Raw genomic sequence first — 23,876 nt, 5'->3', positions numbered from 1 at the left:
GCTTCACCAATTACCAATTCACAAAAAGGGAATAATCATGGCTTACAAAATCACAGGAACGTGTATCTCTTGCCATCTTTGTGTGTCTGTTTGTCCCACTGGTGCAGTGAAAATAGATGATAGCGGTAATCACTTCATTGATTCTGAACTTTGCACCCACTGTGTTGGTAGTATTCACACCGTACCTCAATGTAAAGCGGTTTGCCCCACCAGTCATGGTTGCGTAAAAGAACCCAGTGATTATTGGGAAAATTGGTTTGCTAAATATAATCGCGTCATAGCGAAATTAACTAAGAAACAAGATTATTGGGAGTGTTGGTATAACACTTATTCTCAAAAAATTGCTGAACAGTTGAAAAAACGCCAACAGGAAGTAGTGGCATAGTAGGTGACAGGTGACAGGTGATAGGTGACAGTAGAAGAAGCAGGGGTGAAAACCAACCAATCACCAATTACTAATTACTAATTCCCCATCACCAATCACCTATTAGGAATTACGAATTACGAATTACGAATACCCATTTATACGGTAATTATGCAAAAGAATTGCATCTATCTGGATAATAACGCTACCACAAAGGTAGACCCAGAAGTAATTGAGGCAATGCTGCCTTATCTGCGCGATTTTTACGGCAACCCTTCTAGTATGCACACCTTTGGTGGGCAATTAGCAAAGGCAGTCAGCACAGCGAGAAAACAAGTTGCTGCTTTGTTAGGTGCAGAAGATTCAGAAATCGTATTTACCAGTTGTGGTACAGAAGGCGATAATGCGGCAATTCGTGCGGCTTTGTTAGCTCACCCAGATAGAAGACACATCATCACCTCCCAGGTGGAACATCCCGCAGTTCTCAATGTCTGCAAACAATTAGAATCCCAAGGTTATCAAGTTACCTATTTGTCTGTAAACCATCAAGGGCAGATAGATTTGAATGAATTGGAAGCCTCTTTGACAGGTAACACCGCTTTGGTAACTTTGATGTATGCCAATAATGAAACTGGCGTAATCTTCCCAATTGAGGAAATTGGTGCTAGAGTAAAAGAGTATGGAGCGTTGTTCCATGTCGATGCAGTACAAGCGGTAGGTAAGTTACCCTTGAACATGAAGACCAGCACAATCGATATGTTAACAATGTCTGGTCATAAAATCCACGCTCCCAAGGGTATTGGTGCTTTGTACGTTAGACGTGGTGTGAGATTCCGTCCCCTGCTCATTGGTGGACATCAAGAAAGAGGTCGCCGAGCAGGTACTGAGAATGTCCCAGGCATCATCGGTTTAGGCAAGGCTGCGGAATTGGAACTGTTACACTTTGAAGAAGCAACCAAGAGAGAGAGAAAATTGCGCGATCGCTTGGAACAAACTTTACTCGCTACAATTCCCGATTGTGAAGTGAACGGTCATCCAACGCAGAGATTGCCGAACACCACCAACATTGGTTTTAAATACATCGAAGGTGAAGCAATTCTCCTGCATTTGAATAAATACGGTATCTGTGCATCCTCTGGTTCTGCTTGTACATCTGGCTCTCTAGAACCATCCCACGTATTACGAGCAATGGGCTTACCTTACACAACCTTACATGGTTCTATTCGGTTCAGCCTTTGTCGCTACACCACAGAAGCCGAAATTGAGCAAGTTATTTCAGTTATGCCTGGTATTGTTGAACATTTACGTTCATTATCACCCTTCAAGAGTGATGACGTGGAATGGTTACAACAACAGGAACAAACACTGGTCAATCGGTAGATTAGGTGGCAGGTAACAGTAGAAAAGTGAATTCCTGAATCCTGTACCTTGTAAGGGTTTAGCACCACTAAACCCCTACCCACTCTCAATGAGTTCTTATAATCCAAAATCTAACATCCAAAATCAGCAATGTGGGACTACACAGATAAAGTATTAGAATTGTTTTACAATCCCAAAAACCAGGGCGTAATTGAAGCTACAAATGAACCTGGTGTGAAAGTAGCAACTGGTGATGTCGGCAGTATTTCTTGTGGTGATGCTTTAAGATTACATTTGAAGGTGGAAGTAGCCACAGACAAAATTTTAGACGCTCGCTTTCAAACCTTTGGTTGCACCAGTGCGATCGCTTCTTCCAGTGCCCTGACAGAAATGATTAAAGGTTTAACATTAGATGAAGCCTTAAAAGTCACAAATAAAGAAATTGCTGATTATTTGGGTGGTTTACCAGAAGCGAAAATGCACTGTTCTGTAATGGGACAAGAAGCTCTAGAAGCTGCTATCTATAATTACAGAGGCATTCCTCGTGTTGCCCACGATGACGATGATGAAGGCACCTTAGTTTGCACCTGCTTTGGCATTAGCGAAAACAAAATTCGCCGTGTGGTATTAGAAAATAATCTTACCAGTGCGGAGCAGGTAACAAATTATGTGAAAGCTGGTGGCGGATGCGGTTCCTGTTTAGCGAAGATTGATGATATAATAAGTGAAGTAAAGCAAGAATCCGCCAAACAAAATCTCAACACCAACGGCGCGAAAGCTAAGACAGAAGTTTCTAGTTTAGGGCAACAAAAAGCATTAACTAATGTTCAGAAAATAGCCCTAATTCAAAAAGTTCTTGATGAAGAAGTTAGACCGGTTTTAATCGCTGACGGTGGAGATGTTGAACTCTACGATATAGAAGGCGATAAGGTAAAAGTAAAACTCCAAGGTGCTTGTGGTTCATGTTCTAGCAGCACCGCGACCTTAAAAATAGCGATTGAAGCAAGATTACGCGATCGCATCAGCAAAGACATCATTGTCGAAGCAGTGTAGTAATTGAAAATTAAGGTTTAGCATCGCTAAACCCCTACACCTAAAAACCAGAAATCCTGACAACCCAATAAACACTATGCTCTCAATACTAACTCTATTTTTGGTAGAGCGTTCGCCACCGTAGCGACGTTCTATACACGCTCACTGCCGTAGATACATAGGCGTGAGAAGCAACGAAAAACAGACCCACTAAATCAACCAACTAATACTAGGAAACACGAACAATGAGCGACGAAAGAATTAGACAGATAGCTTTCTACGGCAAGGGCGGTATCGGTAAATCTACAACCTCTCAAAACACCCTGGCAGCTATGGCTGAAATGGGTCAACGCATTCTGATCGTAGGTTGCGACCCTAAAGCTGACTCTACCCGTTTGATGCTGCACTCCAAAGCTCAAACCACCGTTCTTCACTTGGCTGCTGAAAGAGGCGCTGTAGAAGACCTGGAACTCGAAGAAGTAATGTTGACCGGTTTCCGTGGTGTTAAGTGCGTAGAGTCTGGTGGTCCAGAACCCGGTGTAGGTTGTGCAGGTCGTGGTATTATCACCGCTATTAACTTCTTGGAAGAAAACGGTGCTTACACAGACTTAGACTTCGTTTCCTACGACGTATTAGGTGACGTTGTATGTGGTGGTTTCGCTATGCCTATCCGTGAAGGTTAAGGGGGGGTTGTTTAGGGTTTTTGTTGGTGCAATTGTTTGAGGATTTTTGTTTTTTTGTTCCCTATTTTTGCCCTGATAATTTTTTGGGGAAATGGGGTTTTTGTTGGGGGTTTATATGGGTTTTTACCCTATTTTTTACCTTGTGTCAATGGGGATACATGATTTTTGATAAATGGGTTACTGATTAAGGATTTACTATTGATTGGTGATTAAAAGAACGAAACTCATATTTTCAGTAATAGAATTAAATGCTAATTTCCCTAGTGATGAGAAGTTTAATTTATATAAGTTCGGTAATCCGCACTGAGTAGATTTTGATAAATTAATGCAACCTTATTACAAGTATGTTACATTAAAGTAGTTTGCCACAATTCAAATTTGAAACACCTATGAATCATAGCCAACAAAAGCCTGTAAGTCTTTTTGTTTCTCTGGTAACAGTTATACTATTAGGTATGGGTTTATATTGGTTCATATCTGCACTTATCGATAAACTAAATAGTATTGACTCTGATCTTGGTAAAGCCATTATTACGGGTGGTGTAACTGTATCTATTGCTGTTTTAACTCTTGTGATAGGAAAGTTATGGGAACAGCAGGTAAAAATTCAGCAGGATATTCGAGAAAAAAAGATTCCAGTATATGAAAAACAAATAGAAATATTCTTTTCCCTTATTTTTGCAGAAAAGAATGGTGATGACAAACCAACTCAAGAAGAGCTAAGAAAGGCATTTCAATTATTTACTGAGAAACTGATAATTTGGGGTAGTCCAGAAGTTATCCAGGCTTGGTCGGAATTTAAGTTATACGATTGGCAAAATAGCGATTCTTTAGAAGGTTTTCTAAAAGTTGAAGCTTTACTGAGAGCAATTCGCAAGGACTTGGGAAATAGCAACAGTAAGCTTGCATTAGGAGATATTAGTAAATTATTTATTAATGATTTTGATATTGTAATTGCGGAAACCCCTTTACAAAAACCGAAAAATTAAGTTAACTATAATTGAAATATAGAATAGTTCATTGTTAGCTTTAGTTAAAATGATTCAATCACTTTCCACTGTAATTGGTCGCACATCCAGCAGTCTTTTAGGATGGGGATAGCTTTTCCGGTGTTTGGTTTGAGTGCGATCGCATTTCTGGTGTTTGGGTTGTGAGGTGCGTTAGCGAAGCTTACCGAAGGTATCGCTTTTTTGGTGTTTGGTTGTAGGTGCGATCGCTTTTTGGGTGTTGGGTTGTGGGGGTGCGATCGCATTTCGGGTATGTAGGTTAAGAGAGCGATCGCTTTTAGGTGATGCGGGTTGAGAGTGTGATTGCTTTTCTGCAATGTGGTTTGTGGAGAGCGATCGCTTTTCGAGAGTTGGGTTGTTGGGGTGCGATCTCATTTCGGGTATGCAGGTTAAGAGAGCGATCGCTTTTCGAGAGTTGGGTTGTTGGGGTGCGATCGCTTTTCGGGTATGTATGTTAAGAGAGCGATCGCTTTTCTGGTATTGAGCATTGGAGAACAACTATAATATATGTAAGTACGAATATTCGGCTCACATCAGTAATAATATGTAGTATGTAACGTTAATCACTGCACATATATCATGACTTATAAACTCAAACACGAGGAGATAAAAATGCAAATTCCAGTCAAGCCAGAGCAAGAAAAATTTATTCTCCAGAAATTACAGCAAGGTAAGTATAAAAGTATTGATGATTTATTAGCAGTAGCATTTCAACTTTTAGAGCAACATGATGCAAAAGAAAAGGAGTTGTTTGAGTTAAAAGAGAAAATTGCTGAAGGAACTCAACAAATTCGCGAGGGCAAAGTTATTGATGGTGAATTAGTTTTTCAACAATTACAAGAAAAGCTAGAACGGATGGAAAACAGCTAAATCTAAGATATGAGTAGTTACGTTTTCTCTGAACTAGCAGTTAAAGACATCAATGAAATTTGTGAATTTATCGGGCAAACTGATATTAAAGCAGCAAGCAACCTGTTTGATGATATTCGACAAAAATGTAAGCTAGTGGCTGGCTTTCCCAATATGGGGAAGGATTATTCTTGGATAACATCTAATTTGTGTGGCTTTATCGTTAATAATTACATTATATTTTACTATCCGTGTGAAGATGGAATTGAGATTGTCCGCGTGGTTTATGGAAAAAGAGATTTGACGAATTTGTTTGAAGAATTTAGAGATTAAATAATATGGAAGCGCAAGAAATTAGAAATTTAATAGAGAAATTAGCATCTACTGAAGCTATTGTTTGGTCTCCTTATGATGCCCATGAAGCTGCCAAAAGATTATCAGATATGCTAACAGCAGCAAAGCCAAAGCAAGAAGACCATGCTTGAAAGCGGAATAATTTCTTTTATCGAGTGGAATAAATTGATATCTGCGGTAAATTATCTAACACTTGCAGTATTTTTTCTTCTGATTTTTACTCAATTTGATAGAGACTCCGTAACCCTACGTTTGAGCTATTGTTAGCAGGTAACACTTGTGATAGATAACAGATGTACTTGTTGACTGCTGGCTGGTTTCAACCTCTATTATTACTGATATGGTTCATCATTGGTTTGTGCTTGCGTTTCGCTAATTTAACTGGCAAACCTCCTTGGACTGATGAATTTGCAACTTTAGTATTTAGTTTAGGTAATAGTTTTTTACCAGTCCCCCTAGACCAAGCCATTACAGCCGATATTTTATTGCAACCACTCCAACCAAATCCAGCAGCGAGTATTAGTGATGTAATTCAGACGATAATCACACAAGATACCCATCCACCGCTATATTTTGTCCTGGCCCATCTGTGGATGAACCTATTTCCCCATCCAGATAATTTGGTATCTCTGTTTGCAGCGCGATCGCTTCCAGCTTTACTAGGTGCAGCCTCAATTCCCCTGGCTTATATTTTAGGTAAATTAGCTTTTCGTTCTCAATTGGTAGGACAGCTATCTGCTGCCATGATGGCAGTTTCACCCTATGGTATTTTTATAGCCCAAGAAGCGCGTCATTATACATTGGCTATTTTGTGGGTGATGGCTTCCTTAATTTGCCTAATAATTGCCGTCCGTCACCTGCAAAACCATAGACAGTTACCTATTCCCGTAGCACTTTCCTGGTTAGGAGTTAACGCTTTGGGAATTGCGACTCATTACTTCTTTACCCTCACCCTCTGCGCTGAAGCATTGGTTTTAATCCTTTTACCTTGGTATCAGCAAACGCAGCTAAATAGCCAGCTAAAATCTCTCCTCCTCCCTATTTCCTACTCACCTCTGTGGTCACGCATATATGCAGTAGCAGTTGGTACAGGTGTGTCAGGTTTAGTATGGTTACCCAGCTTTTTAAACAATCCCTATCGCAGCACTTTAACTAACTGGATTCAAGGTACGCGAGTGGGACTAGATTGGGTAAACCCTATTTTTCAGTCTTTAGCAGCCTGGATAACAATGATATGCTTGCTGCCAGTAGAAGCACCACAACTAGCAATTGTGATTGTTTCCGGGTTGGGAATGTTGATATTCTTTATTTGGGTAACACCGATTTTAGTGCGTGGCTTTCAGTTGCAGCTACAGCACCCGGAAAACGGTGTAATGACTCAGGTATTGACAGGGGTAGTTGTGGGTGCGATCGCTTTATTTTTTATCTTTACCTATATTCTCGGAATTGACCTCACAAGGGGTGCACGTTACTACTTTGTTTACTTTCCTGCAATCATCATTTTATTAGCAGCTAGTTTAGCAATTTGTTATCAAAATCAAGATATTGGTAAATGGGGAATTACAGGAAAAAAAGCCATTACCATCATTTGGTTAATGGGATTAATTAGTGCCATTACAGTTACGGCTAATCTTGGTTATCGTAAATACTACCGCCCTGATTTATTAGTTCCACTCATAGAACAAAATTCGCAATTTCCAGTTCTCATCGCCACAACCCACAGAAGTTTAGTTCAAACTGGCGAAATGATGGGAATAGCCTGGCAATTAAAATCCTCCCATTCAAAAATTAACCCTCAATTTCTTTTAGCCCATCAAGAAAAAGATAGGAATACTGCTACAAAAGTTATAGGAAATACCTTAAAATTCTTACCACGACCGTTTGATTTATGGCTAATTAATTTTGATGCACCTTTAGATAATGAATTCAAAAAATGTATTTCTGACCCCCAAGCCTTACCAACAATCTATGGTTATGAACATCAACTTTATCACTGCCAATAGCTTATATATAGAACACTAGTAATCACTCCATTCCTGTGGTGTGGGCATCTTGCCCGCCCTTGTTTACTTGGTAGAAACTATATTTCATTAATTAATTACTCCCATCAAATCTTGATTTCCTATCTGCAACCTCAATCTTTCATTCTCTATTCTCAATTTCTCATTCTCCTGTTCCAGCTTAATCACCATATCTTGTAACTCTTCCACTTTAGACTTTTTCTTAATCGCTTGCTCAATCGCAACCTTGCGATTTTCCAAACTAAACCACTTTTGATAAATTGAAGTGTGCATATTTACAGAATGACCCAAATTATCAGCAGCGGCCTTAATGGGAATCCCCATTAAATGTGCTCGTATTGCCCAAGCATGACGTAAATCATAGGGTTGAAAAGGAATTCCCACAAATCTAAACCATCTGTCAGTACCATGTCGAGCCGAACTGATTTGTTTGCTGGTAATTTTATCAGCAATTTTTGCCTTTAATAACTCAATTGCTTCCTTATCTGTTCGCAAATTAAAAGTATCTACCCAGCGAGGATATAATGGTAAAGCTTCCCGTTCTCCGGTTTTACACTCTTCATTAACTCGCCATGTATTCATAGCATTATCTGATGATAACCACCAATCAATATCAGGATTAACAAAAATTTCTCTAGGTCTTAACCCATAGGTAGCTAACATTCCATAAACCCAACGCCATAACTTCCAATTATTCCTATCTTCCCTCGTCGTTAACTTAGTCGGACGGTTGATTGCATAGGTTTCAAACTTAAGATATTCTTGCTCTATTTCTGCATCAGTTGGTATATCGCGCTTACGTTTAGCTGTAGATTTAATTTTTAAATTACTTAAATCAGGTACTTCTAAACCAGAACATTTACACAATACCCGAATAACTTTAATTAACTCATTTTTCACACTATCCGATGAAGGACAAATTTCCACAGCTTCAATAAAATTAGCATTGATTGCTGACTTTTCTTTCGGTAAATGTTTGTTGGCAATATATAGGTAACTATTAAAAGTGTTTTCACTTTTGAGAGTACGTTTTCTAGTTTGAAAGTATGTTTCTTCAAAACTTGCCAGCAAGTCACCAATAGTTTTTTCCTGAATCTTATTGCGAGTCTTCCCTAAATATTTTTCCGTCCATACAAATTGCTTTCTGGCTATTAACTTTCCTAACTCTTGGGCTTCTTCTTCCGCAGTATTCAACCCATCAAAATTAAAGGGAATTCCCAAAGAAATATCATATTGTTTCGTCCCTGTACCGTTTTTATCAATATCCCCTGGTTTAATAGGTAGGGTAGTTCTCAATTGTAGTGAATTACCAGATTTTCGCACAGAAACACAAACCCTAGCAGCCTTCAGTCTAGCATTTACCGCCTTTAATTCCGTTTCCAGTTTTGCCGTCAGGTGACTTTCTTGATTTTTTACCGCTTGCATTCTGCCTAAATATCCTCCATCGGTGATGGCTGTTTGGTGAAAATCGGCAAATGCTTCCTGTATTCTATCCATACCCTAGATTTACCCTAATAAAAAAACCGTTCATCCCTGACAATGATTACGGCAAACATTGTTAAAAATAAACAATTTTTGGCTATTAGGATAATATCAATAATCTTTCCCGTGAAGGTAAGGCTCAAGAAATCTACATCGTTACCTCCGGTGAAATGATGGCGATGTACGCTGCTAACAACATCGCTCGTGGTATTTTGAAATATGCTCACTCCGGTGGTGTACGTTTAGGTGGTTTGATCTGTAACAGCCGTAAGGTTGACCGTGAAGCTGAATTGATCGAAAACTTGGCTGAACGTTTGAACACCCAAATGATTCACTTCGTACCTCGCGACAACATCGTTCAACACGCAGAATTGCGTCGTATGACCGTTAACGAGTACGCTCCCGACAGCAACCAATCTAACGAATACCGCGCATTGGCTAAGAAGATCATCAACAACGAAAAACTCACCATTCCTACCCCAATGGAAATGGATGAATTAGAAGCTCTGTTGATCGAATACGGTATTCTTGACGACGATACCAAGCACGCAGACATCATCGGTAAGCCCGCATCTGCTAGTAAGTAGAATTTAATCTACACGGGAAAAGGAAAAAGGACAAGGAACACTCCACAACATTCCTACCTTTGACCTTTTACCCCCTCCCTTCCCCACAAATTCCCAGGGGGACAAGAATAAGTCCCCTCTTCCCAGAACCAGCAATTCCAGACAGAGGCAAAAAATGACACCTCCAGATAAAGATAAAAACCTGATTGAAGAACGCAAACAGCTAGTTAAAGAAGTTCTCGAAGCTTATCCTGAAAAATCTCGCAAAAAACGCGAGAAGCATCTGAACGTACACGAAGAAGGTAAGGCTGATTGCGGCGTTAAGTCTAACATCAAATCCGTTCCTGGTGTAATGACCGCTCGTGGTTGTGCTTATGCAGGTTCCAAGGGTGTGGTTTGGGGTCCTATTAAGGACATGATCCACATCAGCCACGGTCCTGTAGGTTGCGGTTACTGGTCTTGGTCTGGTCGTCGTAACTACTACGTAGGTACCACTGGTGTAGATTCCTTCGGTACCATGCACTTCACCTCTGACTTCCAAGAACGCGACATCGTATTCGGTGGTGACAAGAAACTTACTAAACTCATCGAAGAAATCGAAGTTTTATTCCCTCTCAACCGTGGTATTTCTATTCAATCTGAATGTCCTATCGGTCTAATCGGGGATGACATCGAAGCTGTAGCTAAGAAAGCATCTAAGACCACTGGTAAGCCAGTTGTACCCCTGCGTTGCGAAGGTTTCCGTGGTGTGTCTCAGTCCTTGGGTCACCACATCGCTAACGACGCTATCCGTGACTGGATTTTCCCTCAATTCGACAAAGCTAAGAAAGACAACAAACTCACCATTGAACCCGGCCCCTACGATGTAGCCTTAATCGGTGACTATAACATCGGTGGTGACGCATGGGCTAGCCGTATGCTCTTAGAAGAAATGGGCTTACGTGTTGTTGCTCAATGGTCTGGTGACGGTACTTTAAACGAATTAATTCAAGGACCTGCTGCTAAATTAATTCTGATCCACTGCTACCGTTCCATGAACTACATTTGTCGTTCTTTGGAAGAATCTTACGGCTTGCCTTGGATGGAGTTCAACTTCTTCGGTCCTACCAAGATTGCTGAATCTCTCCGCGAAATTGCTGCTCGCTTCGACGACAAGATCAAAGCAAACGCAGAGAAAGTAATCGCGAAGTACACTCCAGTAATGAACAAGGTACTTGAGAAGTATCGTCCTCGCGTTGAAGGTAACACCGTAATGTTGTACGTAGGTGGTCTACGTCCTCGTCACGTTGTTCCTGCTTTCGCTGACTTGGGTATCACAGTATTGGGTACAGGTTACGAATTCGCTCACAACGACGACTATAAACGTACTACCCACTACATTGACAACGCTACCGTTATTTACGACGACGTAACTGCTTACGAATTTGAAGAATTCACCAAGCAACTTAAGCCTGACTTGATTGCTTCAGGTATTAAGGAAAAATACGTCTTCCAAAAGATGGGCTTACCTTTCCGTCAAATGCACTCCTGGGATTACTCCGAACCAAGTAATGTTGGTGGAAATGTGCAGTAAATTCAGTTTTTTCAATTGGTGAGTTAATAGTAATTAATTTTTAGCCTAAAGACTGTTAATTATGTTATATAATAACATTGTTTGTTGATGACTGCAAATAGTCAAGTTCTGGTTTTGTCTGGATTTGAGCTAATTACTAAATTTTAATTAGTAGCAAATTTGTTTACAGTAAAACTTTTCTTATCATTATTTTTTAGTCTAAATTAGCCCAAACTAAATAATTAAATGTATATGAGAATCATGCTATAGCTGAAAATTGGAGAAAATTCTATGTCAATGATGACAATTAAAGATGTAGAACAAGTGCAAGCTGCTTTTAGAGAAGCAGGTTTGGATTACGATGTTGAATTAGAAAATGGAAAAATTTCGATTGTGGGTCCATCAGATATTGTATCGAGTGAAATTAGTAGCCGCTTGATTGCTTTTCTCTTTGCTTGGATAAATCCTCGTCGTTTAGGAAGAGTATTTGATTCTGCGGGTGGGTTCATTTTACCTGATAGCAACTTGACCGCACCAGATGTTTCTTTTGTGCGTGCTGCACGGTTGCGTCAAAGTCCCCGTTATTTTGGCGAAATTGTGCCTGATTTAGTGGTAGAAATTAAATCTCAAAGTGATAGGATTAAGCCTTTAACTAATAAAGTTCTCAATTTCATCAAGTTAGGTGCTGTAATTGGTATTTTAATTGACCCTGATGAAGAAACGGTTACGGTTTATCGTTCTCAAGGTGAGCCAATAGTATTTAATAATGGTGATATTTTAACGATACCTGAACTTTTTCCAGGTTGGGAATTGCCTATTTCTGAATTATGGCCGCCTGTTTTTACCGAGGAAGAAACGCAAGGTTAAACAATAATGTTTCCATGTTGCTAATTGAACATAAAAATTGGTTCTCACCCAGACACAATCATTGCAACTAATCTTTCTTCAACTTCTTGTAGAAAAGCTGTTAAACCTGTATGTATACCTCTTGCACGTAAAACTTCTAAACTTGTTTCTTCCCAACACTTTTTTTCTCGTTCCATATCTTTTCCTGTTAGCTGTTCAACTACTACTTTTACGTTTCTAATTCTTTCGGGTTCTTTTTCTGAAGTAGAACGTAATCGGTGAGACTCTATACAAGGGTCAAAATTCAATTGATTTTTGATATTTTCTAAAATCGCTTGTTCATTATTGGATGCGATAAACCCATTTAAAACCCATGCTTCCCGTTTTGGGTCGGCTGCACCAATCACAATTTCTAATTTTGGTGTTAGGTTGATATGTTGTAAACGTGCTTGTTCAAGCCCTTCTCTACGTTCTAGTTGATTATCTAAATCACGAATAAATAAAACAGATTTAATATTGCGTGTTTTTTGTAGAAATCGCACTAACTTAAGAACTTTAAGAGATGCTGCTCCGTCAGCTTTTAAAGGGATACCTGTACTATGATGTCCTAGATATCTGTGTTCATGATATTTTAGTTGTTTTTTTGCATCATCAACAATTTTTTTAATGTCTCGCCAGCAAGAATATTCTGCCCCTGACTCCAAACCAGTCCAACGAAAATAATATTTAAGGCTATCATCATCTAACCAATCAAGTTTTTCCTTCAAAACGCGCTCGGCTAGTTTAGTAGCTGTTCTGGCATCTGCACCACTTTCGACTATAACAATAAACTCAACCACTGACTTCTCCTTCTACCACCCAATCTTCCCCCTCTGCGTCCCAGAATTCACCAGTTGTCAAGGTTTGTTTTGCCCATTCTACATCAGGATGTTCGTCTAAACGTTTGGCAATTGTGAATCCTGAATTACTGTTATTTAAGATATGGACTTGAGAAGGAACAAGTTCATCAATAATATAAGGGGAATGAGTAGAGAAAATAATTTGCAAATTGGGATTTTCAGCAATTATTTCTTTAAAAACTGTCATTAACTGACGTTGCGCTTGGGGATGTAGCCCCTGTTCCACATCATCCAATAAAACTAAATTAGGTTGGGTAGGATTCATCAGCACAGTTAGCAAGCCTAAAGTTAGCATAGTTCCTTCGCTAATTGCATGGGCTGAAATACGCTCACCTGTATTCATATCTAGCACCACTTCTTGTCCTGTCATTTCCTGAGTTTCATCATAGGAAATAGACCTACCATCAACTTCGATTAAACGTTTACGAATAACAGGAACTTTTGCTCGCCTGATGCCTACTTTGCGTACATTTGGCACAATTCGACGTAACATTTCTTCTATTAATTGAAATTTATCTGGTGCTTCATCACGGAGAAAATCTAAGGTAGGTGCTAATCCTGAACCATCAAATTCAACTCTGGGAGTTATTTTATCGCTGTAAGCTGGTTTAGCGAGATTACTGGCAATTAATTTTAAGTAAATAGTGTTTTTTAAAGACGGAGGAATCTTGGATTCATTTTTCGCAAATCCTGTGTGTGGATTCCAGTTATATGAATTTCCATTTATATTAAATGTTACTTTGAAAGGTCGATTAGAAACATTATCTGGTTCATAACTGTAAAAAAAATCCCAGTGTTGTTTACTACTATTGAGCCAATAACCACTTGCTGTGACAGACACATTTTTTTCTCCAATAGTTGTAATAAATTGGAGAAATTTTAATCTTTCTTTTTCATACTGAAATATTCGGTCAAATGATACATTAATAAGCATACTCGGATAATGTAAAGCTTGTAATACTGATGTTTTACCAGCACTGTTTTTCCCTACAAGCCCATGTAATCGAGAATTGTCGAAATTTAGTTCTGTCAATTTATGGCTTTTAAAATTATGCAGTGTTAGTTTTTCTAACATAGTCTTAAGTATAACGATTAGCTTATTTTATTTAAGCATTGTTTTGTGTTAACGGTTGAGAAGTGTGATACCTGGGACGGGCGTAGCCATCGCACTCTGGTACATTATTAAAGGCGATCGCTTGTTGGGGGTGAGGAGGTGCGATCGCTGTGTCAGTTGCGTAAGTCCTGACATAAATAAATTCTGGTATTCTGTAAACGCAACTAAGAACAGCCTAGTTACTAAAAATACGTTAAGCTAGTAATAGTTTTAGGGAACTTAGATGATGGCGAAATGGGTTGAAGATATTGTTATCGCACTTAAAAACCTGAAGGGTGTAGCTCCATTAGCTGATATTTACCAAGAAGTCAGAAAAGTACGTCCATCTCCACATCCTGAAAGTTTAACTGCAATTGTTAGAGGGACAATAGAAGACCATTCGTCTGATTCAGCGAGGTATAAGGGAAAAGATTTATTCTTTTCCGTAAAAGGTATTGGAAGTGGAGTCTGGGGATTACGTTCATTTGTTACAGATACCCCAAAAGCTTCTGACATAGAGGAGAGAAGCGATAATGAAAATGAAGTGGCTGATAATCAGAATAATCATCTGAGTGGTAATCAACCTCCTGGACGAATGCTGCAAAAGACTTATCGCATTCTTCGAGATACACAACTTGCTTGTCAAATAAAACTTTTACATCATCATCGCTGCCAGTTATGTGATACTTCCATTGTTCTACCGAATGGCAATAGTTATTCGGAAGCACACCATATAAAACCATTAGGCCGTCCACATAATGGTCCCGATATTGCGAGCAATATTATTGTGCTATGTCCAAATCATCACGTAATGCTTGACTATGGGGTGATAAAGCTCGATAGCAATAGTATTCGGATGAATACTGGGCATAACATCAGTCAAGAGTTCATTGATTACCATAATGAAAGGGTATTTGGTGTAAGTTATTAAATTTATTCAAAAACAGGAGCTTAAGGTAAAAAAACACTCATAAGCAGCAAGGGAAGAAAGATTACAATTAATTACTCTTATAAACCATCTCCATCCGCAATTTCTCAAGCTCTAACTTCAACCGCTCATTCTCCAACTTCAAAAGCAAATTCTCATCTTTAATTCCCTCAACTTCATTCCGCTTACTCAAAGCCTGATTAATTGCTAACTTTCGCATATCTAAAGAAAACCAACGTTGATAGGTTTTCGTATGAATCTGGACGCTATGACCTAAATTATCGGCTGCTGCTTTAATCGGAATACCTAAAATATGCGCCCGAATTGCCCAAGCATGACGTAAATCATAGGGTTTAAAATCTAACCCTATTTTCCTAAACCACCAACTCACTCTTTGAATTAAAGCTGTGATTTCTGCGTGATTATTTTTATCTTTTTTATTAATTGCTGCTACTAACATTTCTAAATAGTGGGGATTTCTTAAATCAAATTCATCAACCCAATCTTTATATAAGGGTAAAGCTTCTCTTTCTCCCGTTTTACAATCTTTATGGACTTTCCAAGTTAAATCTATATTTTCGTTGCTTAACCACCAATCAATATTAGGGTTAATGAAAAGCTCACGGGGACGTAGACCGAAAACCGCTAACATTCCATAAGCCCAACGCCACAGTTTCCAGCTATCTTTTAAATTTTGATTAACTTGCTTTCCTCTGTGATTAAGATATTCTTCAAACCTGTAAAAACCTGTCAGTATTTCCTGGTCTGTGGGAATATTCCGGGAATTACTTTCAGGCATTTTGGAATGATTAGTTAAATTAATTTCTATCTTGAAAGTTTGGCAGAATACGGAAATAGCCCTGGCTGCATTATATTTAGCCCATTCTTTATCTATTTTCTCAATGGCATTAATGAAATTGTCCGCAGTTGCCAAGTCATCAGCATTTGTATAACGTTTGACTCTAGAAAAATAATAAAAAAAGGTATGCTCGCTTTTAGTCGTGCGTTTATGGCTTTTAAAATATTCAGCTTCAAATTTTTCTAATAATTCTTTAATAGTTAGCAAATCTTTTTTATTTGCCTCATTTCCTAAATATTTATCGTTCCATTCAAAGGTTTTTCTGGCAATTAATTTTCCTAATTCATAGGCTTCTTCTTCAGCCGTTCTCAACCCATCAAAGTTAGCCGGAATGTTCAAAGTGATATTGTATTGTTTTCTACCAGTACCCCTTGTATCTTTGTCTCCGGGTTTAATTGGTAAAGTTGCCCGCAATTGCAGACATCCATTTGATTCCCGAATTGTTACCCTTGTCTTTGCAGACTTCAAACGCAGATTTACTTGCGCTAATTCTAATAATAACTTTGTTTTCATGTGTTCTCGCTGTTGTTGTGCTTGCAGACTTGAGCCGAGAAAACTGCCATCGGTAGATGAAATGACCTCTAAATCTGCAAAGGCTTTCTGATATTTGTCGTGACCCTGGTTATCCATTGCTGTCTGTTTAGCCTATATTTAGCCTAAAAATAAATGTGTTATCAGCAAACAATTTGGTGGATAAAATTGCTTACATTAAACATTTTACTATTTTAGGCTGCTAAAGCATCAAAAGAATACTCCGGTCCTTATCACGGATACGACGGATTTGCTATCTTCGCTCGCGACATGGATTTAGCTCTCAACAGCCCAACCTGGGGATTAATCGGCGCTCCCTGGAAAAAGACTGCTGCTAAGAGCAAGGCTAAAGTTGCTTAATTAGCATTCGCTTCATCTCATGGGAAAACCTGGGGTAGAAGCCCCAGGAACAAAGGGAAGAATGATGAATGTTGAATGGTGCGATGAATAGGGTTTTCATTCATTATTCATCATTCATCGCTCGTCACTCCCTCAACCGAAGACAACCCCCAGGTTTTCACTAAGGCGGGGTTTACTCCGCCCCTACCCAAATCACCTCTTCATTCGCCACATCAAACTAACAAGTAACAGAGAGTAACGAGAAATGCCACAGAATCCAGAGAGAATTGTAGACCACGTTGATCTATTCAAACAGCCAGAGTACAAACAACTGTTTGAAAACAAGAGAAAGGAATTTGAAGGCGCACACAGCGCTGAAGAGGTTGAGCGGGTAGCTGAATGGACAAAATCCTGGGAATACCGGGAAAAGAACTTCGCTCGTGAAGCTTTAACCGTTAACCCTGCGAAAGGTTGTCAACCTCTGGGCGCAATGTTTGCTGCTCTAGGTTTTGAAGGTACTCTACCTTTCGTTCAAGGTTCTCAAGGTTGCGTAGCTTACTTCCGTACCCACCTCAGCCGTCACTATAAAGAGCCTTGCTCTGCTGTTTCTTCTTCCATGACTGAAGACGCAGCCGTGTTCGGTGGTTTGAACAACATGATTGAAGGCTTGCAAGTTTCTTATCAACTGTACAAGCCCAAGATGATTGCTGTTTGCACCACCTGTATGGCAGAAGTTATCGGTGATGACTTAGGTGCATTCATCACCAACGCTAAGAACGCTGGTTCCGTTCCTCAAGATTTACCCGTACCTTTCGCTCATACACCTAGCTTCGTTGGTTCTCACACCACTGGCTACGACAACATGATGCGTGGTATTCTGTCTAGCTTGACAGAAGGTAAGAAAGGCAAAGCTAACGGTAAGGTTAACTTTATTCCTGGTTTTGATACCTACGTTGGTAACAACCGTGAATTAAAGAGAATCTTAGGCTTGATGGGTATTGACTACACCATCCTGTCTGATACCAGCGACTACTTCGATTCACCCAACACTGGTGAATACGAAATGTATCCCGGTGGAACCAAGCTGGAAGATGCTGCTGATGCTATCAATGGTAAAGCTACTGTGGCACTGCAAGCTTACACCACTGCTAAGACTCGTGAATATATCGCTAAGTCTTGGAACCAAGAAGCTAAGGTTCTGCGTCCCTTTGGTGTTAAGGGTACAGACGAATTCTTGATGGCTTTGTCAGAATTAACTGGTAAGGCTATTCCTGAAGAGTTGGAAATCGAACGCGGTCGTTTGGTTGACGCTATCACCGACTCTTACGCTTGGTTACATGGTAAGAAGTTCGCTATCTACGGTGATCCCGACTTAATCATCTCTGTTACCAGCTTCTTGTTAGAAGTAGGTGCTGAACCTGTACACATCCTCTGCAACAACGGTGACGGAGAATTCAAGCAAGAATTGCAAGCTATCCTCGATGCTAGCCCCTTCGGTAAGGAAGCTACCATTTGGTTAGGTAAAGACTTGTGGCACTTCCGCTCCTTGTTGTTCACTGAGCCTGTTGACTTCTTCGTTGGTAACTCCTACGGTAAGTACCTGTGGCGCGATACCAAGATTCCTATGGTTCGCATCGGTTATCCTCTGTTTGACCGTCACCACTTACACCGCTACGCTACATTGGGTTACCAAGGCGGTATCAACTTGTTAACTTGGGTTGTTAACACCCTGTTGGATGAAATCGATCGCAATACCAATATCACTGGTAAGACCGACATCTCCTTCGACTTGATTCGTTAATTTGGTCAATATGGGCGGGTTTGTCCCGCTCGTACTGTGCAAAAAATGACGAAAGACTAAATTCAGTGGGGATTGGGTATTATTTCCCAATTCCCAATTATCAATTACTAATTGCTATTTCCCAATTCCCAAGTGAACCTTTTCTTTGGTATTGCTGCCTTAATTAAGCATAAAGAACCAAAAATTCATAGTTTAAGTGCCAGCAATACCTTTGCTAAGTCGCTTTTTTCTCAGGAATAGATTATGGGAACTATTGATGCTCAGTCAAATTATCATCCACGTCATCAAGTAGGTGAAAATTCTTCCTTAGCTGAAGGTGCTGCTTTTGATATTTTTTATCCTCTGCGGCGGTGGTTAGATAATTTTGATGTGAAACGTTATCGGTTGGCGCATCTTATTTGTCGGGTGATTCCTTGTTGTTGTCCATTTGAGCGAGATATTAATTTATTTGGGCGGACTTATCATATTCCCGCATTGTGCAAAATTAATCCTGTCTATAATGAGGTTGTGGCTCTGCGAATGCGCGCTCTGTCTTATCTCGCTGATGATTGTGGCGAGGATGTGTCTAAATATATTTGCTAGAAGTTAGATTTTTCTCATTACTCATTACCGTTCATTTATTAGTTATTGGTTATTTGTCATTGATTATTAATTAAGAATCAACTGCATTATCTATGAGGGCAAATGTCAACGATTAATGTACAGAAAGGTGAGTTACAGATACATACATATCTTTTCTAAAAAATTATCTGTGTAAATATTATGTGAAGAATATTTTTGCAGGCATTTTCTTAGAGATTATTTATTATTCAAATTCCATCCACAGCGAGAATAAAGATGAAAATTACCCAGAGTAAAATCAACGAGTTATTGCATGAGCCGGGATGCGAACATAATCAAAATAAAAAGGGAGAAAAGAAAAATAAATCTTGTACTCAACAAGCTCAACCTGGTGCGGCTCAAGGGGGTTGTGCTTTTGATGGGGCGATGATTGCCCTTGTACCCATTACTGATGCTGCTCATTTGGTACACGGCCCGATCGCCTGCGCTGGCAATTCCTGGGGTAGTCGCGGTAGTCTGTCTTCTGGCCCGATGCTTTATAAGACTGGTTTTACCACTGATTTAACTGAAAATGATGTGATTTTCGGTGGTGAAAAGAAACTATATAAAGCAATTGTGGAAATTAAAGAACGTTATCAACCAAAGGCGATTTTTGTTTACGCTACCTGTGTTACTGCTTTGATTGGCGATGATATGGAAGCAGTTTGTAAGGTGGCAGCAGAAAAAATTGGTTTACCTGTGGTGCCGGTGATTGCTCCTGGTTTTATTGGTAGTAAAAACTTAGGTAATCGCTTTGGTGGTGAGGCTTTACTTGATTATGTGGTTGGTACTGCTGAAGCTGAATATACTACACCTTATGATATTAATTTGATTGGTGAGTACAATATCGCTGGGGAAATGTGGGGTGTTTTACCTTTATTTGAAAAGTTAGGCATCCGCGTTTTATCCAAGATTACTGGTGATGCTCGCTATGAAGAAATTTGTTATGCTCACCGCGCTAAGTTGAATGTGATGATTTGCTCACGCGCTTTATTAAATATGGCGCGGAAGATGGAGGAGCGTTACGGTATTCCTTATATTGAAGAATCTTTTTACGGGATTGATGATGTCAATCGCTGTTTACGAAATGTGGCAGCGAAGTTAGGTGATCCTGATTTACAAGCACGCACGGAACAGCTAATTGCAGAAGAAACTGCGGCTTTGGATGTTGCTTTGGCTCCTTACCGGGAACGTCTCAAGGGTAAGCGGGTGGTTTTATATACTGGCGGTGTAAAAAGTTGGTCTATTATCTCCGCAGCAAAGGATTTGGGCATTGAGGTTGTGGCTACCAGTACCCGGAAGAGTACGGAGGAAGATAAGGCAAAAATCAAGAATTTGCTGGGTAATGAGGGCATTATGTTGGAAAAGGGTAATGCTCAAGAGTTACTAAAATTAATTGCTGAGACTAACGCAGATATGCTGATTGCGGGTGGTCGAAATCAGTACACAGCATTAAAGGCGAGAATTCCATTTTTAGATATTAACCAGGAGCGTCATCATCCCTATGCAGGTTATGTGGGGATGGTGGAAATGGCGCGGGAGTTGTATGAGGCTTTGTACAGTCCGGTGTGGGAACAGGTACGGAAGCCTGCTCCTTGGGAATAGTTGAGTTTTTGGCGTTGGTGAATAAGGGTAATAAGTTTCGCGCAAAGACGCAAAGACGCAAAGAGAAAGTTCACCAAGGCCGCAATATAAAATTTAGATGAGATGAGTTTATGGCGATCGCTATTATTCCAGAAAAGTCTGTGGCGGTTAATCCTTTGAAGCAAAGTCAAGCTTTAGGTGCTTCTTTGGCTTTTTTGGGGATTAAGGGGATGATGCCTTTGTTCCACGGTTCCCAAGGTTGTACTGCTTTCGCTAAGGTGGTTTTGGTACGTCATTTCCGTGAGGCTATTCCTCTGGCAACGACGGCGATGACGGAGGTGACAACGATTTTGGGTGGTGAGGAGAATGTTGAGCAAGCTATCCTCACTTTGGTACAAAAGGCTAATCCAGAAATTATCGGTCTGTGTACGACGGGACTGACGGAAACTAGAGGCGATGATATTGAAAGGTTTTTGAAGGATATTCGGGAGCGTCATCCAGAATTAAATCATTTAGCGATCGCTTTTGCCCCGACTCCGGATTTTAAAGGTGCGTTGCAAGATGGTTTTGCCGCTGCGGTGGAAAGTTTGGTGAAGGAAATTCCCCAAGCTGGAGGTATTATTCCTGAGCAAATCACCATTTTAGCGGGTGCGGCTTTCACTCCTGGGGATGTGCAGGAAATTCGGGAAATGGTCACCGCTTTTGGTTTAGAACCAATTTTTGTCCCTGATTTAGGTGCTTCTTTAGATGGACACCTGGAAGATGGTTATAGTGCGGTGACAGCTAGCGGTACTACTCTCAAACAACTGCGTTCTTTGGGTAGTTCTGCTTTCACCTTGGCTTTGGGTGAAAGTATGCGCGGTGCAGCGAAAATTCTGAAGGAACGGTTTGGAACTCCCTATGAATTGGTGAGAGACTTGACCGGTTTAAATCCTGTGGATGATTTTCTGCAAAAGTTATCCCATCTGAGTGGAAATCCAGTCCCGGAAAAATACCGTCGTCAACGCCGTCAATTGCAAGACGCAATGTTGGACACGCACTTTTATTTTGGTGCAAAACGGGTAGCTTTAGCTTTAGAACCAGATTTATTATGGTCAACAGTCGGCTTCTTGCATTCGATGGGAGCGCAAGTTCATGGGGCTGTAACCACAACCCGTTCTCCCCTGTTGGAAAAACTCCCCATCAAAAACGTCACCATTGGTGACTTAGAAGATTTTGAACAATTGGCGGTAGGTGCTGATTTGCTCGTTGGTAATTCTAACGTGAATGCGATCGCCAAACGCCTTTCTATTCCTCTCTATCGTCTAGGCATTCCTATCTATGACCGCTTAGGCAATGGTTTATTTACCAAAGTCGGCTATCGCGGCACCATGGAACTGCTTTTCGGTATGGGCAACTTGTTTTTAGAACGCGAAGAAGCTTTAGTCATGAGTCATTGGTCGTCAGTAATCAACCAGTGAAAAAACCGACGAATGACAAGCGACATAATGACAACTGACAAAGGACAAAACCAATGAAAATTGCTTTCACCACTAGCGATCGAGTTCACGTTAATGCTCACTTTGGCTGGGCCAGAGAAATCGAAGTTTACGAAGTTTCCGAACAAGGATACGAATTTGTTGAAACCTTAAAATTTGAAGGTGAACTCAAGGAAGACGGTAACGAAGATAAAATTACACCCAAACTTCAAGCCATACATGATTGCACAATTGTGTATGTTACCGCCATTGGTGGAACTGCTGCTGCCAAATTAATTAAAAAAGGTGTCACCCCCATTAAGGTGAAATCTGAAGAAGAAAAAATCGCAGAAATTTTAACCAAATTAGTCCAAACACTTAAAGGCAATCCTCCACCTTGGTTGCGTAAAGCTTTACAAACTAAAAAGCCTAGCTTTATTGAAGAAATAGAAAACGAAGCAACAGTATGAGTGCCAATAACCTGAATGGTAACGCCAGCAATACAGAATTGACCTTAACACCATTTCTCAAAGCCATTCTGATGCAAATCCGTGGTCAAGATACCTATGGTTTTTATCGGAGTTGGTCAGATGAATTAATTCTCAAACCCTTTATTGTCACCAAACAAAAGAAACGGGAAATTTCTGTTGAAGGTGAAGTAGACCCAGCCACTTTATCACGCATTAACGCCTACTTCCGTGCTATCGCTGCCAGAATCGAACAAGAAACAGGATTAATTTCTAACGTTGTTGTGAATGTTAATCATGAAGGTTTTGGTTGGGCCTTAGTCTTTTCTGGTCGGCTGTTGCTAGTAGTCAAAACCTTACGTGATGCCCATCGGTTTGGTTTTGAATCCCTAGAAAAGTTATCAGCAGAAGGTGAAACATTAGTAGAGAAAGGCTTAGATTTAGCCAAACGCTTCCCCGAAGTCGGCAAGATTTAATCATCCTTTCTTACCCACAGATTACCGTTGAGGCAGCAGGAGGAGTAGGGGAGGCAGAAGAAGGAGTATGGCTGATGCCTCCGGTAAGCTACGCGAACAGGAGTTCTAGTTTTCTTCTGTTAGCGAAGCTCCTCGTTTTGCGAGGCACTTCTGAACTCCTGAACTCCTGAACTCCTGAACTTCTGTATTCTTCCTTCTGTCCCCTATTATGACCATTGACGAACTCAAGACCACCATTAAAAAGCTAAACAGCAAAGCCGGACAAATGAAAATGGATTTGCATGATTTAGCTGAAGGACTGCCAACAGACTACCAAAAATTAATGGATGTTGCTGCTGAGACCTATGAAATTTATCGTCATTTAGATGAACTCAAGCAACAACTCAAACAATTGGAGAATGGCAAATGACAACTATTCAAGAATTCAAAAAACTCTCTGATGCAGAAGAATTTTTCAAGTTCTTTAACTTGCCTTATGACCAAAAGGTTGTGAATGTTAACCGTCTACATATATTGAAAAAGTTTTCCCAATACGTCCAAGAAGTTGATGATAGTAGTGCTGGGCTGAGTGAAGCAGAAAAATTAAACAAATATTGTGAAGCATTGCAAACAGCTTATCAGGTATTTCTAGAATCTACACCTCACGAACAAAAACTGTTTAAGGTGTTTAATGATAAGCCCAAGAATGTAATTACGCTGACAGAAATCACTTCTGATTAGGAGGTAT

25 protein-coding genes and 2 pseudogenes are annotated in these 23,876 nt (G+C 40.1%); 21 read left to right on the top strand and 6 right to left on the bottom strand.

The genetic code is table 11. From position 1 onward, the window contains the following. The first annotated feature begins 37 nt into the window (after positions 1–37). The 5 genes and pseudogenes from H6G73_RS14875 (at position 38) to H6G73_RS14855 (ending at position 4,427) form a co-directional block, all read left to right on the top strand. Positions 38–385: a 4Fe-4S binding protein gene (locus H6G73_RS14875; RefSeq protein ID WP_190605755.1), complete on the top strand. Its 348-nt coding sequence runs from the start codon at positions 38–40 to the stop codon at positions 383–385. Between the two features lie 150 nt (positions 386–535). Then, entirely contained in the window at positions 536–1,744 is a 1,209-nt protein-coding gene (gene nifS, locus H6G73_RS14870; protein ID WP_190605753.1) for a cysteine desulfurase NifS, read from the top strand. Positions 1,745–1,873: 129 nt separating this feature from the next. Continuing rightward, positions 1,874–2,776: a Fe-S cluster assembly protein NifU gene (gene nifU / locus H6G73_RS14865; protein ID WP_190605751.1), complete on the top strand. Its 903-nt coding sequence runs from the start codon at positions 1,874–1,876 to the stop codon at positions 2,774–2,776. A gap of 224 nt (positions 2,777–3,000) precedes the next feature. Next, positions 3,001–3,435, top strand: a pseudogene (locus tag H6G73_RS14860) (AAA family ATPase); the annotation flags it as partial. A gap of 392 nt (positions 3,436–3,827) precedes the next feature. Next, positions 3,828–4,427, top strand: a complete 600-nt coding sequence (locus tag H6G73_RS14855) for a hypothetical protein (RefSeq protein WP_190605749.1) — start codon at positions 3,828–3,830, stop codon at positions 4,425–4,427. A gap of 171 nt (positions 4,428–4,598) precedes the next feature. Here the strand turns inward: H6G73_RS14855 and H6G73_RS14850 are convergent, their stop codons facing one another. Beyond that, complete coding sequence (locus tag H6G73_RS14850; protein ID WP_190605747.1) at positions 4,599–4,943, bottom strand: hypothetical protein; 345 nt, start codon at positions 4,941–4,943, stop codon at positions 4,599–4,601. A gap of 114 nt (positions 4,944–5,057) precedes the next feature. On the opposite strand from H6G73_RS14850, the gene H6G73_RS14845 reads away from it, so the two are divergent. The 4 genes from H6G73_RS14845 to H6G73_RS14830 all read left to right on the top strand — a co-directional run bounded on the left by H6G73_RS14845 (position 5,058) and on the right by H6G73_RS14830 (position 7,651). Next, positions 5,058–5,315 carry a type II toxin-antitoxin system ParD family antitoxin gene (locus tag H6G73_RS14845; protein WP_190605745.1) on the top strand — a complete coding sequence of 86 codons (258 nt, stop codon included), beginning with the start codon at positions 5,058–5,060 and terminating at the stop codon, positions 5,313–5,315. A gap of 9 nt (positions 5,316–5,324) precedes the next feature. Continuing rightward, positions 5,325–5,627 carry a type II toxin-antitoxin system RelE/ParE family toxin gene (locus H6G73_RS14840; protein WP_190605743.1) on the top strand — a complete coding sequence of 101 codons (303 nt, stop codon included), beginning with the start codon at positions 5,325–5,327 and terminating at the stop codon, positions 5,625–5,627. A gap of 5 nt (positions 5,628–5,632) precedes the next feature. Beyond that, positions 5,633–5,779: a hypothetical protein gene (locus H6G73_RS14835; RefSeq protein WP_190605785.1), complete on the top strand. Its 147-nt coding sequence runs from the start codon at positions 5,633–5,635 to the stop codon at positions 5,777–5,779. A 162-nt stretch (positions 5,780–5,941) separates the two neighbouring features. After that, entirely contained in the window at positions 5,942–7,651 is a 1,710-nt protein-coding gene (locus tag H6G73_RS14830) for a glycosyltransferase family 39 protein (protein ID WP_190605742.1), read from the top strand. Positions 7,652–7,738: 87 nt separating this feature from the next. Here the strand turns inward: H6G73_RS14830 and H6G73_RS14825 are convergent, their stop codons facing one another. After that, positions 7,739–9,166, bottom strand: a complete 1,428-nt coding sequence (locus H6G73_RS14825; protein ID WP_190605740.1) for an integrase — start codon at positions 9,164–9,166, stop codon at positions 7,739–7,741. 110 nt (positions 9,167–9,276) lie between these two features. Here H6G73_RS14825 and nifH point away from each other — a divergent pair. The 3 genes and pseudogenes from nifH to H6G73_RS14810 all read left to right on the top strand — a co-directional run. Beyond that, positions 9,277–9,738 (top strand): annotated as a pseudogene (gene nifH, locus H6G73_RS14820) (nitrogenase reductase); the annotation flags it as partial. A gap of 154 nt (positions 9,739–9,892) precedes the next feature. Next, positions 9,893–11,290 carry a nitrogenase molybdenum-iron protein alpha chain gene (gene nifD, locus H6G73_RS14815; protein WP_190605738.1) on the top strand — a complete coding sequence of 466 codons (1,398 nt, stop codon included), beginning with the start codon at positions 9,893–9,895 and terminating at the stop codon, positions 11,288–11,290. A gap of 270 nt (positions 11,291–11,560) precedes the next feature. Beyond that, a complete protein-coding gene (locus tag H6G73_RS14810) occupies positions 11,561–12,136 on the top strand; it encodes a Uma2 family endonuclease (RefSeq protein WP_190605736.1) in 576 nt (191 codons plus the stop codon). 44 nt (positions 12,137–12,180) lie between these two features. Here the strand turns inward: H6G73_RS14810 and H6G73_RS14805 are convergent, their stop codons facing one another. Genes H6G73_RS14805 through H6G73_RS24880 form a run of 3 tightly spaced genes read right to left on the bottom strand, consistent with a single transcriptional unit; the run spans position 12,181 to position 14,263 of the window. After that, complete coding sequence (locus H6G73_RS14805) at positions 12,181–12,954, bottom strand: hypothetical protein (protein ID WP_190605734.1); 774 nt, start codon at positions 12,952–12,954, stop codon at positions 12,181–12,183. Next, a complete protein-coding gene (locus tag H6G73_RS14800; protein ID WP_190605732.1) occupies positions 12,947–14,089 on the bottom strand; it encodes an AAA family ATPase in 1,143 nt (380 codons plus the stop codon). Before H6G73_RS14800 ends, H6G73_RS14805 begins: the two co-directional genes overlap by 8 nt. Before the next feature lie 48 nt (positions 14,090–14,137). Continuing rightward, positions 14,138–14,263, bottom strand: coding sequence for a hypothetical protein (locus H6G73_RS24880; RefSeq protein WP_256443777.1), 126 nt, complete (start codon positions 14,261–14,263; stop codon positions 14,138–14,140). Between the two features lie 88 nt (positions 14,264–14,351). On the opposite strand from H6G73_RS24880, the gene H6G73_RS14795 reads away from it, so the two are divergent. Beyond that, positions 14,352–15,038: an HNH endonuclease gene (locus tag H6G73_RS14795; RefSeq protein ID WP_242034207.1), complete on the top strand. Its 687-nt coding sequence runs from the start codon at positions 14,352–14,354 to the stop codon at positions 15,036–15,038. A 67-nt stretch (positions 15,039–15,105) separates the two neighbouring features. Here the strand turns inward: H6G73_RS14795 and H6G73_RS14790 are convergent, their stop codons facing one another. Further along, a complete protein-coding gene (locus tag H6G73_RS14790; protein WP_190605730.1) occupies positions 15,106–16,524 on the bottom strand; it encodes a site-specific integrase in 1,419 nt (472 codons plus the stop codon). A gap of 505 nt (positions 16,525–17,029) precedes the next feature. Between H6G73_RS14790 and nifK the strand changes: the two genes are divergently transcribed. The 8 genes from nifK to nifW all read left to right on the top strand — a co-directional run bounded on the left by nifK (position 17,030) and on the right by nifW (position 23,869). Further along, entirely contained in the window at positions 17,030–18,565 is a 1,536-nt protein-coding gene (gene nifK, locus H6G73_RS14785; RefSeq protein WP_190605728.1) for a nitrogenase molybdenum-iron protein subunit beta, read from the top strand. 243 nt (positions 18,566–18,808) lie between these two features. After that, the gene (locus tag H6G73_RS14780) at positions 18,809–19,147 is read left to right on the top strand and encodes a Mo-dependent nitrogenase C-terminal domain-containing protein (protein ID WP_190605726.1); all 339 of its coding nucleotides are present in this window, start codon (positions 18,809–18,811) and stop codon (positions 19,145–19,147) included. Positions 19,148–19,402: 255 nt separating this feature from the next. Beyond that, positions 19,403–20,770, top strand: coding sequence for a nitrogenase iron-molybdenum cofactor biosynthesis protein NifE (nifE, locus tag H6G73_RS14775; RefSeq protein ID WP_190605724.1), 1,368 nt, complete (start codon positions 19,403–19,405; stop codon positions 20,768–20,770). A 110-nt stretch (positions 20,771–20,880) separates the two neighbouring features. Then, positions 20,881–22,209 carry a nitrogenase iron-molybdenum cofactor biosynthesis protein NifN gene (nifN, locus tag H6G73_RS14770; RefSeq protein ID WP_190605723.1) on the top strand — a complete coding sequence of 443 codons (1,329 nt, stop codon included), beginning with the start codon at positions 20,881–20,883 and terminating at the stop codon, positions 22,207–22,209. A gap of 53 nt (positions 22,210–22,262) precedes the next feature. Next, a complete protein-coding gene (nifX, locus tag H6G73_RS14765; protein ID WP_190605720.1) occupies positions 22,263–22,676 on the top strand; it encodes a nitrogen fixation protein NifX in 414 nt (137 codons plus the stop codon). Then, entirely contained in the window at positions 22,673–23,149 is a 477-nt protein-coding gene (locus tag H6G73_RS14760) for a NifX-associated nitrogen fixation protein (protein ID WP_190605718.1), read from the top strand. The genes nifX and H6G73_RS14760 overlap by 4 nt, the downstream gene beginning before the upstream one ends. A 208-nt stretch (positions 23,150–23,357) precedes the next feature. After that, entirely contained in the window at positions 23,358–23,558 is a 201-nt protein-coding gene (locus tag H6G73_RS14755) for a CCE_0567 family metalloprotein (protein ID WP_190605716.1), read from the top strand. Beyond that, positions 23,555–23,869, top strand: a complete 315-nt coding sequence (gene nifW / locus H6G73_RS14750; protein ID WP_190605714.1) for a nitrogenase-stabilizing/protective protein NifW — start codon at positions 23,555–23,557, stop codon at positions 23,867–23,869. Before H6G73_RS14755 ends, nifW begins: the two co-directional genes overlap by 4 nt. Positions 23,870–23,876: the final 7 nt, after the last annotated feature.

This window comes from Richelia sinica FACHB-800 (genome assembly GCF_014698825.1).
Lineage (GTDB): Bacteria > Cyanobacteriota > Cyanobacteriia > Cyanobacteriales > Nostocaceae > FACHB-800.
The sequence above is the reverse complement of the archived record's forward strand: the minus strand, read 5'-3'. Positions and strand labels throughout refer to the sequence as shown.